Raw genomic sequence first — 15,520 nt, 5'->3', positions numbered from 1 at the left:
CTTGAAAAGTGATGGGGGTTTAGCCCAAAAGAGGGCTTTAGTTTATTGGAGTAGTTTTAAAACATTTTGTTGCACTTGGTTAGCTTGTGCCATAGCAAAGCTTCCAGATTGTGCTAGAATGTTTGTTTTAGAGAAGTTTGCAGATTCTTCAGCAAAATCCACATCACGGATTTGAGATTCAGCAGATTTTACATTTACTTGTGTAACGGTGATGTTGTTGATGGTTGCTACAAGTTGTTGTTGCACAGAACCTAAGTCTGCTCTAATTCTATCTAAATGCTCTTGCGCACTTTGAGCCATATCCATTACTGCCATTGCACCTTGCAAGCTTGTAACACCCGCTCCAATACCATTAGCATTTGTGTTAGCTACTGCACCATTTGCATTTGCACCAATAGCAGAAGCAACATTTGCATCAAATTCTCCATTTACACTTCTTAAATTCACAGTGTATTGTGCTAAGCTTGCATTTGGATTAACATTTGCAGCACCAGAGTGGAGACCTATAGTGGAGAAATTTACACCAGATACTACAATATCTCTAGCATTTAAGCGGATAAGTGTAAGTCTTCCGATAATTGCGTGATCTGTCCCTGAAGTTCCATTGAAAGAACCACCACCAAGCAAGGCAGCACCACTTGTGGTTTGCACAGAGATTGCTCTACCATCTGTGCTTGTAAGTCTTAATGCGCCAGAAATTGTTAAAGAAGCTTGAACACCGGTTCTTTCTTTTTGTGCGTTAATTGCATTAATCAATCTTCCATCGCCATCATTTTTTTGAACATCTTCAATATCTCCAATCATAATACCATTAATCATTAATCCTTTAATGGAGCCAGATTGGATAGGTTCTGCACCTTGTCCTTCTACATTATAACTTGCTCTAACGCCTAATCTATCAGAGTTCTTATTGATTGCTTCTGCTAGGGCTCCAATTCCAGTTCCTGCTGAAGTTGAGATTTTAATCTCTTCAATACCATAATTTGTTGTTCCATCTGTGTTTAGGAATCTTAAAGTAGTGGTTGTTAAACTGCTTGCACCCCCACTTGCTAAAATCTCTGCAGCTGTTTCATATCTTACATGTCCGATTTTATGTGAGTTTGTAGGTTGAATGGAAGCTTTTACGGTTGTATTAGAATAAGCACCGATTTGGAATTCTTTGTTTGTAAAAGCACCTGAAAGCATTTGTTGGCCGTTGAAACTTGTGGTATTTGCGATATTATCAAGTTCTTCCATGAGGCGTAAAATATCGCTTTGGAGTGCGTTTCTTGTAGCAACTGTTTGTCCATCTTGAGCAGCTTGAGTAGCTTTAGTTTTAATAGTATCTAGGATTTTAATTTGTTCATCCATGGCTTTATCAGCAGTTTGGATAATCCCGATAGCATCGTTTGCGTTTTTGGTAGCTTGACCTAGTGCAGCAGCTTGTGATCTTAGGCTATCGGCAATTGCCATACCTGAAGCATCGTCTGCAGCTTTATTGATTCTTAAACCTGAGCTTAGCTTTTCTAATGATTCTGACATATTGCGATTGTTCACAATACCTGAAGTGTGAGCGTTTAACGCATTGACATTTGTGTATATCCTATAACTCATTATGCATCCTTTGCAAAAAAATTAAGTTCAAGTGAGTTATAAGCAAATGGTGTTCCAATTTTTAATTTTACAATAATTACAAGAGGATAAAATTTGATGTAAAAAACAAAAAAAGAATTATTTTAAGGAATTGAAGATTTTTTGTCCATTCCTTGTAAAAAATGTATAGATACTCATTTTGAAATTATAAATTTTATCTTCTTTGAGAGTTTCAAAGGCCTCCAAAAGAGCAAGTGGGTGGCAGTATTCTAAAGTTTTTGGGTGGATATAGCGTGGATAGAGTATATAAGTAGCAGCAATAAGCTCTTCTAAAGTGCGAATTTTAGTGCGTCTAGGGCAGGTTTGCTTATCTTCAGTAAGCCCCCAACCTGCATAAAAAGGCAAACCATAGGTTACAACCTTTTTGCCATACACTAAAGCTTCAAAACCGCTTAGGGAAGTAAGTGTATGCACTTGATCTATGGCTTCTAGACAGGAAGCTAGACTAATATCTATGGCAAGTTCATCGCAAAATTCTTTTGCAATGTGTGTGGGGATATTTCCTATACGATTGCCACTTAGCACATCTGGGTGGGGTTTATAGAGAATAAAAGCATCTTTATTTTCTTCTCTTGCTTGTTTTAAAAGGCTAAGATTTGTAGCTCCCTTGGCACCATAACGCACTGAAGCATCGTCTTCTACTTGTCCGATTACTAATATTTTAGTCTTGTTTTGGGGAAGGTTTAGGGTTTTATGGTTTGTGGTATTGTATTTTGAAATCTTTGTTTTTAGGATTTTTTCTTTTAAGATTTTTGCTTCTAGTATCTCTTTTTGGCTAAAATTATGATTATTTAAAATTTCCTCTAAAGCACTACTTTGTGTGGGATCAAAATAGATGCCTAATGTATCAAAACTCTGTGAATAAGGGCGTGTAAGATCAGAACCTAGAGAAATGGAGCGGATAAAGCCATCTTCCACTCTTGTTAGCCTTAGATTGTTGGTTTTAGCAAATTCTTCAATTTCTCTAAATTCCTTTCTACCCCAAATAAAAATTTCACTTTGTAAATCCAGTCCTTTTTTAAGTGCTAGTTTTAAAGGGGTGGAGAAAATGGGATTAATAAATTTAAGATTTTCTTTTTTGTATTCTTTTAAAAAAGGAGGAATGAAGCCGTGCTTCCATATAGAAAAACCAAAAAAGAAGGCTTTATTATTGTTTTTTAAAGCTAAATACTTATAAGAAATAATTGTTTCTAGTGTGTCTAAAATATCGCTTTTTCTTTGATAGATGGGATTGTAATAAGTGCTATAAAGAATATAGCTTGCCGCAAAGACTTCTTCTAAAGTGCGAATTTTTGTGCGTCTAGGGCATGTTTGCTTATCTTTAGTAAGCCCCCAACCTGCATAAAAAGGCATGCCAAAGCATACACATTCACAGCCTACCATTAAGGCTTCAAAGCCCATTTGAGAAGTTTTGGTATAGACTTTTTTGAAATGCTTTAAAAGAGAGATAGGGTTAAAATCTTCTGTGATGAGCTTTATGGAGCTTGGGAGGTCTTGCGGGTTAATATCTGAAGTTTTTTTGCCACTTAGAACATCAGGGTGGATTTTAAGATAGATTTCTTTATCTTGATTTTCTTGCAAGGCACAATCTATTAAATCTTTTGTGCTAAATTTATCTCCAAGACCATATTTTAGGCTTAAATCCCCGCTAGTTTGTGAGATAATCAATATCTTTTCTTTAGGGCTTGTAAAGTAGTTAGGAGGGACATTAGGAGTGTGATTGTATTTTGAGATATTGTGAGTAATGATGAGGTTTATAGCCTTTTTGGCAGTTTCTAAAAGAGCAAGATTTTTTTTAAAATCATAATGGTTTAAAATCTCTTCTAATGCACTAGGAGCAGTGGCATCATAATAGATACCAAGATTATCGCTTACAAGTGAAAAACTAGGAGAATTTTCCACACCAAGCCCTAAGGAACGGATAAAGCCATCTTCTAGGAGAAGATAGGAACATTCAAAGGTATTTGCAAGTTTTATAGCATTTTGGCCTGAATTTTTTCTACCCCATCCAAGAAAAATTGTTTCATTCTTAATAGGTTTTGTGCTAAATTTAAAATATTTTTTGATAGGATTGTAAAAGTTATTTGTGTTTTTTATTAATTTTTTAGAAGTTGTGAGTAACATTGCTGATTTTTATACATAACCTTGAAATAAAATAAAATTTACTAATTATAGCGAATTTATTTAAAATATGTAAAAAGAATTTGATTTTATTGAGAGCAAAGGAAGATATATGCCTCTTTTATCTGTTATTATACCTTTTGGTTTGAGTAGAGAAAGAGAATACATTGAGAATAGAGTGCTTAAAAAGACTGATGAATTTTGCACAAATGAAGAAGTGGAGTATATTTTTGTTGAAGGTTTTTCTTCGTATAGGAGTGAGATAGGGCGAACTATAAGAGATAAAGGGCATATATATATAAAAGACGATAAACAGCACCTATTTTCTCAGGGTAGATGTAGAAATTTGGGGGCTAGTTATGCAAATTCTCCCGTCTTATTGTTCTTGGATGTGGATTATTATCTTTCGAGTTCTTCTTTGAAGAAAATAATTGAAATTATAAAATATAGGAATTTTTCAGCTAATATTAATCAAATATTATGTTTGCCAGTTGTTTTTTTAACTCAAGAAGGCACTAGTTATCTTTTAAGCAAAGAACAATCAATATGGGATATGATAGTGCAAGATGATTTAATTAGCGGAAAAAATCGGTGGATTAAGTTTTTTGCACCAAATTCTACTTCTAGTATTGTTGTAAATAGGCATAGATTTTTGGAAATTGGTGGGAATGATGAAAATTTTATAGGGCATGGGTATGAGGACTTTGATCTTTTGGCGAGAATTTTATATAGTTGTGTAATGTTTGAGAAGATGCCTAAAAATTTATTGTACGATTCTAGAAATTGGAATTTTAAAGATTACAAGGGGTTTAGAGCTTGGTTTTCAATACTTGGTTATGAGATGGGTTTTTATGGGGTTTATTTGTATCATTTGTGGCATGTAGAACCCAATCAAAATTCTTATATGGATAATAAGGAAATCAATCATAGGCTTTTTTACAAGCATTTAAAAGAACATAAGAGACATACCATCAAGCCTTTACAAATTGCTAGTGCTAAAGATAAAAAAATACTTTTGATTTGTCGTTTTCCAAAAGATATTTTAAATATTTTGCGTGATGTGAGTGTATATTTGGGAGATATTTTACATATTAGAGAAGATGAGTTTTTTGTGAATGAAAATTTCAATGAAGAATATTTTTTGTTTTTTTTAGAGCAAAAAGGGATAGATACCATTTTATTTCCCAATCCATATAGCAATAGATTGCGTAAAATAATTTATGGGTTTGTTAGGGAAAATAATATTCCATACTTATGTTTTGATCGAGGAGCTCTCCCTGATAGTTGGTTTTTTGACTATAATGGTTTTAATGCTGATTCTTTGAGTTATCAATTTTGGAATAAGGAGCTAAAAGAAGAAGAAATTATTAAGACCAAAGAATATATTTCGTATGTTTTAGAAGGAAATAATTATTTAGAAAAGCAAGATAAAAGGCAAGAAGGATTAATAAGAAAATTGCAATTAACTAATGATAAAAAAATTGTTTTTATACCTTTACAGAAACCCGATGATACAGTAATAAAATATTTTTCAAATACTTTTGATTATGAGAGTTTTTTGCAAACAATAAATGAAGTGGCAAAGAAACTTGCAAATACTCATATTTTTGTCGCTAAAAAACATCCTTTGGGAAATAAAATTTTACAGTATAGATATAAAAATATTGTTTTTATATTAGATGATACTAATATTATTGATTGTTTGGAATTATGCGATGTAGTTGTGTGTTTGAATTCGGGAGTTGGAGTTTATGCTATGATGCTTAAAAAACCATGTATAGTTTGTGCAGAAGCATTTTATTTTATAGAAGGCGTAAATTTTAAGGCCGATTCTCAAGAAAAACTGTTGAAATTATTAACAAGTAGACTTGCTGTAAATGAAGCAAAAATGATTAAGTTTATTCATTATTTAGTGTATGAGTTTTATTCATTTGGCAAGACAACTTATAGGAGATACTCTAAAAATGGAGAGTTGTATAGTAAGGCTGTTAATATTGATTTTTATGAACTTAATTTAAGAGGTAAAAAAGTTTTGTCTATTAAGCCTTATGGCAAAACTTATTATAGTCTCAAATCTTTGATATATAAAGCTTATGCTTATGAATTAAAATATCAAAATATTTTTGTTAAGAGTATAGAATGGTTGGTTCCAGATTGGTTGCAAATGAAAATTTCTCATACAAAATTTTATAGACTTTTTAGAAAATTATTGTCTAACCCAAGATATTTTATTAGAGATTCAAAAAAGTTACAATTTTTAAATAAAATTTTATATAAAAAAGATAATAAATGTCGTTAATAACTATTAGAAAAATAGAGAAACTGTTGAGGGAGCCTCGATTATTTTTTGAAGATATGGCATTAAAGAGAATAGTGCCAACAAAGACCATCACTGGTAAAATTATCCCCAAAAAATACAAAGGTTTTCATAAGTACGCTATTGTATCTGCTGTATATAATGTAGAAAAGTATTTAGAGGATTATTTTAAATCCATTATAAATCAAAGACTTGATTTTAAAAATAATATCTTTTTAATTTTGGTAGATGATGGATCCATAGATAATTCAGCAAATATTATAAGGAAATATCAAAAGAAATATCCTAAAAATATAGTCTATCTTTATAAAGAAAATGATGGTCAAGCTAGTGCTAGAAATTTAGGTTTAAAATATATGCAAGAAAATAATTGCCAAACCCATTGGGTAACTTTTGCTGATCCAGATGATTTTTTGGATAGAGATTATTTTTATCAAGTGGATAGGTTTTTAAAAACAAATAAAGAAGAAGATATTTGTATGGTAGGGTGTAATCTTATTTTTTATTATGAAAAAAATAAGACTTATAGAAATAATCATGCATTAAAATTTAAATTTAAAGATAAGATTACAATTAAGGAAAATGAGAAGCTGGATAATTTTATTCAGTTGTCTGCCTCGAGTTGTTTTGTGAATATAAATTTTTTAAATGCTTTAGTGTTTGATGAAAAGCTAAAACCTAATTTTGAAGATGCTAAATTTATCAATGAATATTTGTTGGATAATATTAGTTATAAGAGTGCATTTTTAAAAAAAGCAAAATACTATTATAGAAAAAGAGAAGATGGAAATTCAACGCTGGATTTAAAATTAAAACAAAAAGACCACTATTTGAATGTTATTAAAAATGGTTATTTAGATATTTTACAAAAGGGTAGTTGTAATGGTGATACACCTTTGTTTATACAAAATTTAATTTTGTATGATTTGTATTGGCAAATAAAAGACTTGATTAATTCTCCTGAAAAAGTTTCCATGTTAAATGAGGTAGAAAAAGAAGAATATTTGGGATTATTGGATAAAAATTTTTCCTATATAGAAAGCCAAACTATTATGAAATTTAATGTAGCAGGATGGCAGTTTTTTTATCAAGTAGGAATTTTAAATTGTTTTAAAAATGAAAAATCACCATTTCAAATAGCTTATATAGAGGATTATGATCCGTATAAAGAGCAAATTTTAATTACTTATTATACAGGTGATGATAAGGATATAGAAAGTATTCTTGCGGATGGGGAAGAAGTATATGCAGATTATGAAAAGATTGTTAAATATGACTTTTTAGATAGAGTATTTTGCTATCAAAAAAGATTATGGGTATCTATACCTAAAAATTCTGAAGACAAATTAGAAATATTTATCAATAATAAACAAGCTATGGTTGGTAAAAATGGTAAATATTTTTTAGATATCAAAAATATTAGAAAAGAATTCCAAAAAAGATTACCAAAGAGTAATATTTGGCTTTTAATGGATAGAGACTACGAAGCAGATGATAATGCGGAACATTTATATAGATATATTATGCAAAATCATCCTGAGCAAAAAATCGTTTTTGCATTAAGAAAAGAAAGTTTAGATTGGGAAAGATTGAAAAAAGAAAGATTTAATCTAGTTGAATTTGGTAGTTTTGAGTTTAAGAGAATTATAAAAAAGACTTCAAAAGTTATTAGTTCTCATGTTGATTTATGTTTAATGAAATATATTGTACTTAAGCAACAGTTTGTTTTTTTGCAACATGGGGTTACAAAAGATGATATATCAGGATGGTTAAATAATAAAAATATTAACTTATTTATTGTTTCAATACAAGCTGAATATGATTCAATTGTAAATAATTATAATAGATATAAAATTGGAGATAAGGAGATAGTTTTGACAGGATTTGCAAGGCATGATGCTTTGCTTAAAAATAATCAAACTGATGTTAAACAAATTATTATTATGCCAACTTGGAGAAAATATTTAAGTGGTTTGATGATAAAAAACACAGGAGTAAGAGTGGTAAAAGATGGGTTTGGGGAAAGCAAGTATTATTTTCATTGGAATTCATTGCTAAAAAGCGATGTTCTTAAAAGATTATATAAAAAGTATTCTTGTGATGTGATTTTTAATCCTCATCCTAATATTATGCCATATTTAAAAGAGTTTGATATTCCTCCTTATGTTAAACTTGCTAATAAAAAAGAAAGCTTGCAAAAATTATTTTGTAATTCTTCTTTAATGATAACAGATTATTCTAGTGTGGCTTTTGAAATGGCTTATTTGGAAAAACCAGTGCTTTATTATCAATTTGACAAAGAAGAGTTTTTTTTAAATCATACTTATAGAAAAGGTTACTTTGACTATGAAAAAGATGGTTTTGGTCCTGTAGTGGAAACTGAGGAAGATTTACTTAAAGAATTAGAAAATTTATTAAAAAATGATTGTAAGGTAGGAGAACCTTATAAAACAAATATAGAAAACACTTTTGCTTTTAAAGATGGAAAGTGCTGTGAGAGAATTTATAAACGGTTGATAGAAAATGGGTAAAAAAATTATTTGGACTTTTTGGGAGCCAAGAGATAGAATGCCAGCTTACTTAAAGCTTTGTATGAAAACTTGGGAAAAATTTCTACCAGAATATGAGATAATCGTGTTAGATTATTTAAATTTATATGATTTTTTACCAAAAAAATTTTATGATGAAAGTTTATATCAGAATTTTTCTCTTGCAAAACAAGCTGATGCAATTAGAGCTGCAATTTTATATTTACATGGTGGAGTGTGGCTTGATACGGACACAATCATTACATCTTCAAAGATTAAGTATTTCTTTGAGAATACAAGCAGCTTTTCTTTGTTTTCTAGACATATTGGTGCCATTAAAGCCAAAAAAGATTCCGTTGTGTGTTTTGAATGGGCTAAAGAGTGTCAAAAAAGAATTCTAATATACAAGAATGCAAAACAAGAAAGCAGGAATTTAAAAGAATATGAGGTTTATTATTATCTTGGCAATGGACCTTTAAATTTGAGTATAGATAAATATGTAGATAAGGATGGAGAAATTAAAGTTTTTGATAGAGTTAAAAATAAAGTGATAATGGAGGCTTTTTGGAGACAGTGTAATAAACAAAAAGAGCGTCCTGCAAAAGAGGATTATGTTGAATTTTATTTTTTGGGTGATTATAGTGAATTTTTTATTGATAATGAGTATGGCATGGTAATGTTGCATAATAGTTACACACCATATAGTTACAAAGAGCTAAGTGTAGAAGAATTTTTGCTTTGTAAAAATACTCTTTCGAGCATCTTTCTTAAAATTTTAAGCCTAGATTGCAGTAAAATGTATATAAATATAAGAGAAAAATTACAATCCAAAAAATTAGGGTTTAATTTGTTATCCTTTCAAACTAAATACGGAACTGCCAAAGCAAGAATCCAAAACCAATTATCCTATAAAATAGGACAAGCTTTAATAGCAAATTCTAAATCTTTATTAGGTTATATAAGAATGCCTTTTGTATTATCTTATATAAAAGATAAACATAAACAAGAACAAAAAATTTATCAAGAAAAAATAAAAAAAGATCCTTCTGCAAAACTACCTCCTTTAGAAGCTTACCCTGACTATAAAGAAGCCTTAAAAGAGAAAGAATGTTATGCTTATAAATTGGGAGAAGCTTTTATTAAAGCTCATAAAACTTGGTATAAGGGTGGATATTTGAAATTTTATTTTAAGGAAGTGCTTATAATAAAACAGAGTTCTAGGAAGAAATAATATCAAGTTTTAATGATAAAATAGAATTAATTTAATATTTGAGATAATTTTTAGAAGATAGATGGAGTATATCGGTTTAATGTATAATAAAGACAATTTATTAAATCCATATTTTGTAGTGGAGTAGAAAATGACTCATTTGGAATATTTAGAATCAGAATCTATTCACATCGTCCGTGAAGTTGTAGCTGAGTTTGAAAAACCAGCTATGCTTTATAGCATAGGTAAAGATAGTTCTGTTATGCTTCATCTTTTGCAAAAAGCATTTTACCCAAGTTTACCTCCGCTTCCTTTGGTGCATGTAGATACTACATGGAAGTTTAAGGAAATGATAGAATTTCGTGACAAAAGAGCTAAAGAGCTTGGCATGGAGCTTATAGTTTATCAAAATCCTAAAATCAAAGAATTAAATCTTTCTCCATTTGTGCATGGCTCATCCATGCATACAGATATTGCTAAAACGCAAGGCTTAAGGCAGATGCTTGATTTATATCAATTTGATGCTGTTTTTGGTGGTGCAAGAAGAGATGAAGAAAAATCGCGTGCAAAGGAAAGAATTTATTCTTTTCGCGATGAAAATCACTCATGGGATCCTAAAAATCAACGCCCAGAATTATGGGATATTTATAATGGGCAACATAAAAAAGGTGAGTCTATAAGAGTTTTTCCACTGAGTAATTGGACAGAGCTTGATATATGGCAATACATTTATAAAGAAAATATCCCCATTCCTAGTCTTTATTTTGCTAAAAAGCGTCCAGTAGTAGAGTATATGGGAGCTAAAATTTTAGTAGATGATGAGAGAATGCCAAAAGAACTTGCTAAAAATGCTAAAGAAGAATTAGTTCGTTTTAGAACCCTAGGTTGCTACCCACTAACGGGAGCTATAAATTCAAATGCTAGCAATGTTTTGGAAATTATCGAAGAGCTTTTGTTGTCTAAAACAAGTGAAAGACAAGGTAGATTAATAGATACTGATGAGGAAGCAAGTATGGAGAAAAAGAAAAAAGAGGGGTATTTTTAATGGATTTAAATGTGGAAAAATATCTAAAAGATCATGAAAATAAAGAACTTTGCAGATTTATCACATGTGGCAGTGTGGATGATGGAAAATCTACACTTATTGGTAGAATGCTTTTTGATTCCAAAATGCTTTTTGAAGATCAAATAATATCTTTAGAAAAAGATAGTAAAAAATTAGGCACCAGAGGAGAAAAGCTTGATTTTGCACTTTTAGTGGATGGACTTGTAAGCGAAAGAGAGCAAGGGATAACTATAGATGTGGCATATAGATTTTATACAAGCGAAAAAAGAAAATTTATCATAGCAGATACCCCAGGCCATGAACAATACACTAGAAATATGGCAACAGGGGCTAGCACAGCTGATATTGCTATTATTTTAATTGATGCTAGAAAAGGTGTTTTAATGCAAACTAAAAGGCATTCTTATATAGCAAGTTTGCTTGGTATTAGGCAATTTATAATCGCCATTAATAAAATGGATTTAGTTGATTTTAAGCAAGATGTTTTTGATATAATTTGCAAAGATTATCAAAAAATTATTCCTTGTTTGCAAAATTCACAAGATATTCAATTTCATTTTGTGCCAATATGTGCAGTAGATGGAGATAATATTGCTTCTAAAAGCATTAATATGTCTTGGTATAGTGGAAAAACTTTGTCTGAGCTTTTAGATACCTTGCCTATTACTACTAGTTTAAGTGATGAATTTATTATGAGTGTGCAATATGTCAATCGTCCGCATTTAAATTTTAGAGGTTTTTGTGGAAATATCGCTAGTGGCAGTATAAATACCAAAGATGAAGTTGTAATTCTACCATCGTTAAAAACAAGTAAAGTAAAGCAAATCATCACACCCGATATTAAAAATTTAAAAATACTTGATAAAAATGAAGAAGTTCAAAGCGTTAAAAGAGCTAGTTGTCCAAGTGCTATAACTTTAACTTTAGAAGATGAAATAGATATTTCAAGGGGTGATATAATAGCTTCTAAAAATCACAAACTACAAATTTCAAATTCTTTTAAAGCTATGATTGTATGGATGAGTGAGAAGGATTTTAAATTAAATGAAAACTATCTCATAAAAATAGCAAATTTAACCACTAATGTGGCATTTGAAAAAATTGACTTTAAAAAAGATATTAATACTTTTAAAGAATTTCCAAGTGATGCGTTAAGGCTTAATGATATTGCTAAATGCACCTTAAAGCTTAATAAAAAAATAGCCCTAAAAGTTTATAGAAATAATAAAATTTTAGGAAGTTTTATAATTATAGATAAATATTCCAATGAAACCTTGGCAGCTGGCATGGTGGAAGAAATTTTAACACATAAAGATAAGACTAGAATTTATACTCAAGCAGAAATGGAACTTAATGCTTATATTAGAAAAAATTACCCTGAATGGGAGTGTAAGAAAATATGAAAATTATTGTAGCTTTGAGTATCTTATTTTTATTAGCACTTTTAATTGGTAATAAAATAAGAGCTTCATTACTTTTTGGAAGCGTTGCTTTATTGTATTATCTTTTGGGATATTTGGATTTAAAAACTTTTCTTGGATCTTACAGTAGCGATTCTTTAGTGGTTTTAGTGATTTTGTTGCTTGTTTCAGTTGCGATAGAAAAAAGTGTAATTATGGGTTATATTTCTAAATTTATTATCAGTAAGAATTATTATTTCTCACTTTTTAAACTAGGTATTGTCGTGAGCGGTATTTCTGCATTTTTAAACAATACTGCAGTGGTGGCAAGTTTTATGAGTCTTATTAAAAATAATAAATTTCACGCTCCTTCACGCCTTTTAATTCCGCTTTCTTATTTTTCTATTGTAGGCGGAACAATGACTTTAATAGGTACTTCAACAAATTTAATAGTGAATTCTTTTGTATTACAAAATAGTCTGGAAAGTCTTAAAATTTTTGATTTTTTTGCAGTAGGTTTTTGTATAAGTGTGGGTGTGCTTGTGGTGTTAATGTTTTGCAATAAACTTTTGCCTAACTATGAAGAAGAAGAGAAGAAAATTGAAGAGTATTTAATAAGTGCGGAAGTTTTGGATAATAGCCCACTTATTGGGAAAAGTATTGAGGAAAATGGTTTAAGGAGATTAGAATACTTATTTTTATTAGAAATAGAAAGAGGGGAGAGAAGTATTGCTCCTGTAAGCTCTAAAGAGATTATTTGCGCAGGAGATCAATTAGTGTTTAGTGGAGATGTAGCACATTTAGAAGTTTTGAGAGGATTTAAGGGTTTGGAGGTTGGCAAACAAGATCTTAAGAAGCAAGAATTGGAATTAGTAGATGTAGTCATTAGTCCTGAATCAAATTTAATAGGAAAGAGCGTAAAAGAAACTAATTTTAGAACTAAATTTGATGCGGGGATTATTGCTTTAAAAAGAGGCTCGCAAAATATTTCTAAAATTGGGAAAAGCGTTTTAAATGCTGGAGATAGATTGATTTTAAGTGTGGGAAAAGATTTTAAAAATAGAGATAATATTTTAAAGAATTTTTATATTCTTTCAAATATTGATAAATTTCAGAAATTAAATAAAGCACAAAGTTTGTTTGTGGTGCTTGGATTTTTAGGGATTATTGCACTATCGGCATTAAAGGTTTTTTCTTTACTTAAAGCTTTAGTTGTGTTTTTGTTAATCTTGCTTGTATTTAAATTTGTCAAATTGGATGAAATTAAAAGAAGATTTCCTTTAGAGATTTTTATTATTGTGGGTTCTTCATTAGCCATCACAAAAGTTTTAGTTGAGAGCGGTTTAGCTAAAGATTTTGCGGATATTATTATAGGGATTTTTGGAGAATATGGAGCGTATGGAAGTTTTGTAGGAATTTATCTTTTAACCTTGCTTTTAACAGAGATGATTACAAATAATGCCGCTGCAGCTCTTGCTTTTCCTATAGGATTTGCTACTGCACAAAGCTTAGGAGTTAGTCCTATGCCTTTTATTTTTGCGGTAGCATATGGAGCAAGTGCTGGATTTATGATGCCACATGGCTATCAAACACATTTAATGGTAAGTTCTATGTGTGGATATAAGACGACAGATTTTATAAAAATTGGCTGGGTAGTTTCCTTAGTTTATTCAATTATTGTTTTATTGGTTACACCTATAGTCTTTAAATTTTAAAGGATGAAAATGGATAAAAATCTAACTTGGCATACTAGTAGTATCACTAAATATCAAAGAGCTAAACTTAAAAATCAAAAGCCTTGTGTATTGTGGCTAACAGGACTTAGTGGTAGTGGCAAATCAACCTTAGCAAATGCATTAGAAAAAAGACTTTTTGAACTAGGTTTTCATACTTATCTTTTAGATGGAGATAATATCCGTCATGGACTTAATAAGGATTTGGGTTTTGATGAGACTTCAAGAGTAGAAAATATAAGACGCATAGGAGAAGTTTGTAAACTTTTTGTGGATGCTGGAATTATTGTAATTGGTGCTTTTATATCGCCCTTTAAAAAAGAAAGAGAAATGGTAAGAGAGCTTTTTGAAAAAGGGGAGTTTGTAGAAATATTTGTTGATACGCCTTTAGAAATTTGCGAAAAAAGAGATCCAAAAGGACTTTATAAGAAAGCAAGAAGCGGAGAGATTAAAAATTTTACTGGTATAGATAGTCCTTATGAAAAACCAGAAGCCCCAGAGGTGCATATTATTTCAGAGAAGTTAGAGGAAAATGTGGGTATGATTATGGGAATTTTGACAAAAAGAGAATATAGTGTTTAAAGATTTCCATGATAAATATAAATGTATCTTCATTCATGTTCCAAAAGTAGCTGGTAGTAGCATAGAAAGAGCTATTTATCAAACAGATAGATGGCTTGTTGGACATGTAAAGGCAAATGATTATGTAAAGTTTGATAGAGAAAAGTTTGAGAGTTTATTTTCTTTTGGTTTTGTTAGGAATCCTTATGATAGGGTTGTATCAGCTTATCATTATCTAAAAAATGGAGGTGGTACTTTAGGAGATGAAAAATGGGCTAAAGAAAATATTTGTCAATATAGTTCTTTTGAGGAGTTTGTTGAAGATTTACAAGATAAAATTACTAGATGTAGAGTATTAAATTGGATGCATTTTGTTCCGCAGTATAAGTTTTTGTGCAATGAAGATAAACATATATTGGTGAATTTTATTGGAAAATTTGAGCAAATAGAAGACGATTTTAGAAAAATTTTAAATATTCTTCACAGAAGAGATACTCTTATGCATGTGAATAAAAGTGAGCATCTAAATTATAAAGACTATTATGATTCTAAAACATATAAAATTATTAGAGATATCTATAATGATGATTTTGAAATTTTTGATTATGATTTAGAAGACCAAAAAATTTTTGGCTTTTCAGATAAGATTTTTAAAAGTAAATTAAAGAATAAAATAGAACATAAAATGCAATATTTGGAAGATTTAAAAATGAATAGTTGTTTAAAAATCCAAGCTTTAAAACAAACTATAAAAGATAAAGATATGCTTTTAAATGCTAGAGCAAAACAACTTAATGCTCTGCAAAATAATATGACAGAAAAGCTAAATAAGAACAAAGAAGCATTGGTTCAAAAAAATAGTAGGATACAAGCCTTAATGCAAGATATTCGGGCACAAAATAATCAATTATCCTTTCAAACCAGATACGGAACTGCCAAAGCAAGAATCCAA

At 30.1% G+C, this 15,520-nt stretch carries 10 protein-coding genes; 8 read left to right on the top strand and 2 right to left on the bottom strand.

Going from position 1 to position 15,520, the window contains the following annotated elements; genetic code table 11:
* Window positions 1-42: 42 nt before the first annotated feature.
* Entirely contained in the window at window positions 43-1,593 is a 1,551-nt protein-coding gene (locus B6S12_RS07975) for a flagellin B (RefSeq protein ID WP_111230271.1), read from the bottom strand.
* Between the two features lie 117 nt (window positions 1,594-1,710).
* Window positions 1,711-3,756: a capsular polysaccharide biosynthesis protein gene (locus B6S12_RS07970; protein ID WP_111230270.1), complete on the bottom strand. Its 2,046-nt coding sequence runs from the start codon at window positions 3,754-3,756 to the stop codon at window positions 1,711-1,713.
* 109 nt (window positions 3,757-3,865) lie between these two features.
* On the opposite strand from B6S12_RS07970, the gene B6S12_RS07965 reads away from it, so the two are divergent.
* From B6S12_RS07965 to B6S12_RS07930, 8 genes are all read left to right on the top strand, one after another.
* A complete protein-coding gene (locus tag B6S12_RS07965) occupies window positions 3,866-6,052 on the top strand; it encodes a capsular polysaccharide export protein, LipB/KpsS family (protein ID WP_111230269.1) in 2,187 nt (728 codons plus the stop codon).
* Window positions 6,043-8,601: a bifunctional glycosyltransferase/CDP-glycerol:glycerophosphate glycerophosphotransferase gene (locus B6S12_RS07960; RefSeq protein WP_111230268.1), complete on the top strand. Its 2,559-nt coding sequence runs from the start codon at window positions 6,043-6,045 to the stop codon at window positions 8,599-8,601. The genes B6S12_RS07965 and B6S12_RS07960 overlap by 10 nt, the downstream gene beginning before the upstream one ends.
* Window positions 8,594-9,829 (top strand): glycosyltransferase family 32 protein, encoded by a 1,236-nt coding sequence (locus tag B6S12_RS07955; RefSeq protein ID WP_111230267.1) that lies wholly within the window; start codon window positions 8,594-8,596, stop codon window positions 9,827-9,829. The genes B6S12_RS07960 and B6S12_RS07955 overlap by 8 nt, the downstream gene beginning before the upstream one ends.
* Window positions 9,830-9,959: 130 nt before the next feature.
* Window positions 9,960-10,853: a sulfate adenylyltransferase subunit CysD gene (gene cysD, locus B6S12_RS07950; RefSeq protein ID WP_111230266.1), complete on the top strand. Its 894-nt coding sequence runs from the start codon at window positions 9,960-9,962 to the stop codon at window positions 10,851-10,853.
* Window positions 10,853-12,277 carry a sulfate adenylyltransferase subunit CysN gene (cysN, locus tag B6S12_RS07945; RefSeq protein ID WP_111230265.1) on the top strand — a complete coding sequence of 475 codons (1,425 nt, stop codon included), beginning with the start codon at window positions 10,853-10,855 and terminating at the stop codon, window positions 12,275-12,277. Before cysD ends, cysN begins: the two co-directional genes overlap by 1 nt.
* A complete protein-coding gene (locus tag B6S12_RS07940) occupies window positions 12,274-13,989 on the top strand; it encodes an SLC13 family permease (RefSeq protein WP_111230264.1) in 1,716 nt (571 codons plus the stop codon). The genes cysN and B6S12_RS07940 overlap by 4 nt, the downstream gene beginning before the upstream one ends.
* A 9-nt stretch (window positions 13,990-13,998) precedes the next feature.
* Window positions 13,999-14,589, top strand: coding sequence for an adenylyl-sulfate kinase (cysC, locus tag B6S12_RS07935; RefSeq protein ID WP_111230263.1), 591 nt, complete (start codon window positions 13,999-14,001; stop codon window positions 14,587-14,589).
* Window positions 14,582-15,520: sulfotransferase family protein (locus B6S12_RS07930; RefSeq protein ID WP_111230262.1), on the top strand; the 939-nt coding region annotated here is incomplete at its 3' end. The genes cysC and B6S12_RS07930, both read left to right, overlap by 8 nt.

This window comes from Helicobacter valdiviensis (assembly GCF_003245365.1).
Taxonomy (GTDB): Bacteria; Campylobacterota; Campylobacteria; order Campylobacterales; family Helicobacteraceae; genus Helicobacter_D; species Helicobacter_D valdiviensis.
This window is presented reverse-complemented; position numbering and strand designations above follow the sequence as displayed.

What these genes read in the sequence shown, in the direction of transcription:
- B6S12_RS07975 (WP_111230271.1), bottom strand. Translation starts at nt 1,593, where the DNA reads ATGAGTTATAGGATATACACAAATGTCAATGCGTTAAACGCTCACACT.
- B6S12_RS07970 (WP_111230270.1), bottom strand. Translation starts at nt 3,756, where the DNA reads ATGTTACTCACAACTTCTAAAAAATTAATAAAAAACACAAATAACTTT.
- B6S12_RS07965 (WP_111230269.1), top strand. Translation starts at nt 3,866, where the DNA reads ATGCCTCTTTTATCTGTTATTATACCTTTTGGTTTGAGTAGAGAAAGA.
- B6S12_RS07960 (WP_111230268.1), top strand. Translation starts at nt 6,043, where the DNA reads ATGTCGTTAATAACTATTAGAAAAATAGAGAAACTGTTGAGGGAGCCT.
- B6S12_RS07955 (WP_111230267.1), top strand. Translation starts at nt 8,594, where the DNA reads ATGGGTAAAAAAATTATTTGGACTTTTTGGGAGCCAAGAGATAGAATG.
- cysD (WP_111230266.1), top strand. Translation starts at nt 9,960, where the DNA reads ATGACTCATTTGGAATATTTAGAATCAGAATCTATTCACATCGTCCGT.
- cysN (WP_111230265.1), top strand. Translation starts at nt 10,853, where the DNA reads ATGGATTTAAATGTGGAAAAATATCTAAAAGATCATGAAAATAAAGAA.
- B6S12_RS07940 (WP_111230264.1), top strand. Translation starts at nt 12,274, where the DNA reads ATGAAAATTATTGTAGCTTTGAGTATCTTATTTTTATTAGCACTTTTA.
- cysC (WP_111230263.1), top strand. Translation starts at nt 13,999, where the DNA reads ATGGATAAAAATCTAACTTGGCATACTAGTAGTATCACTAAATATCAA.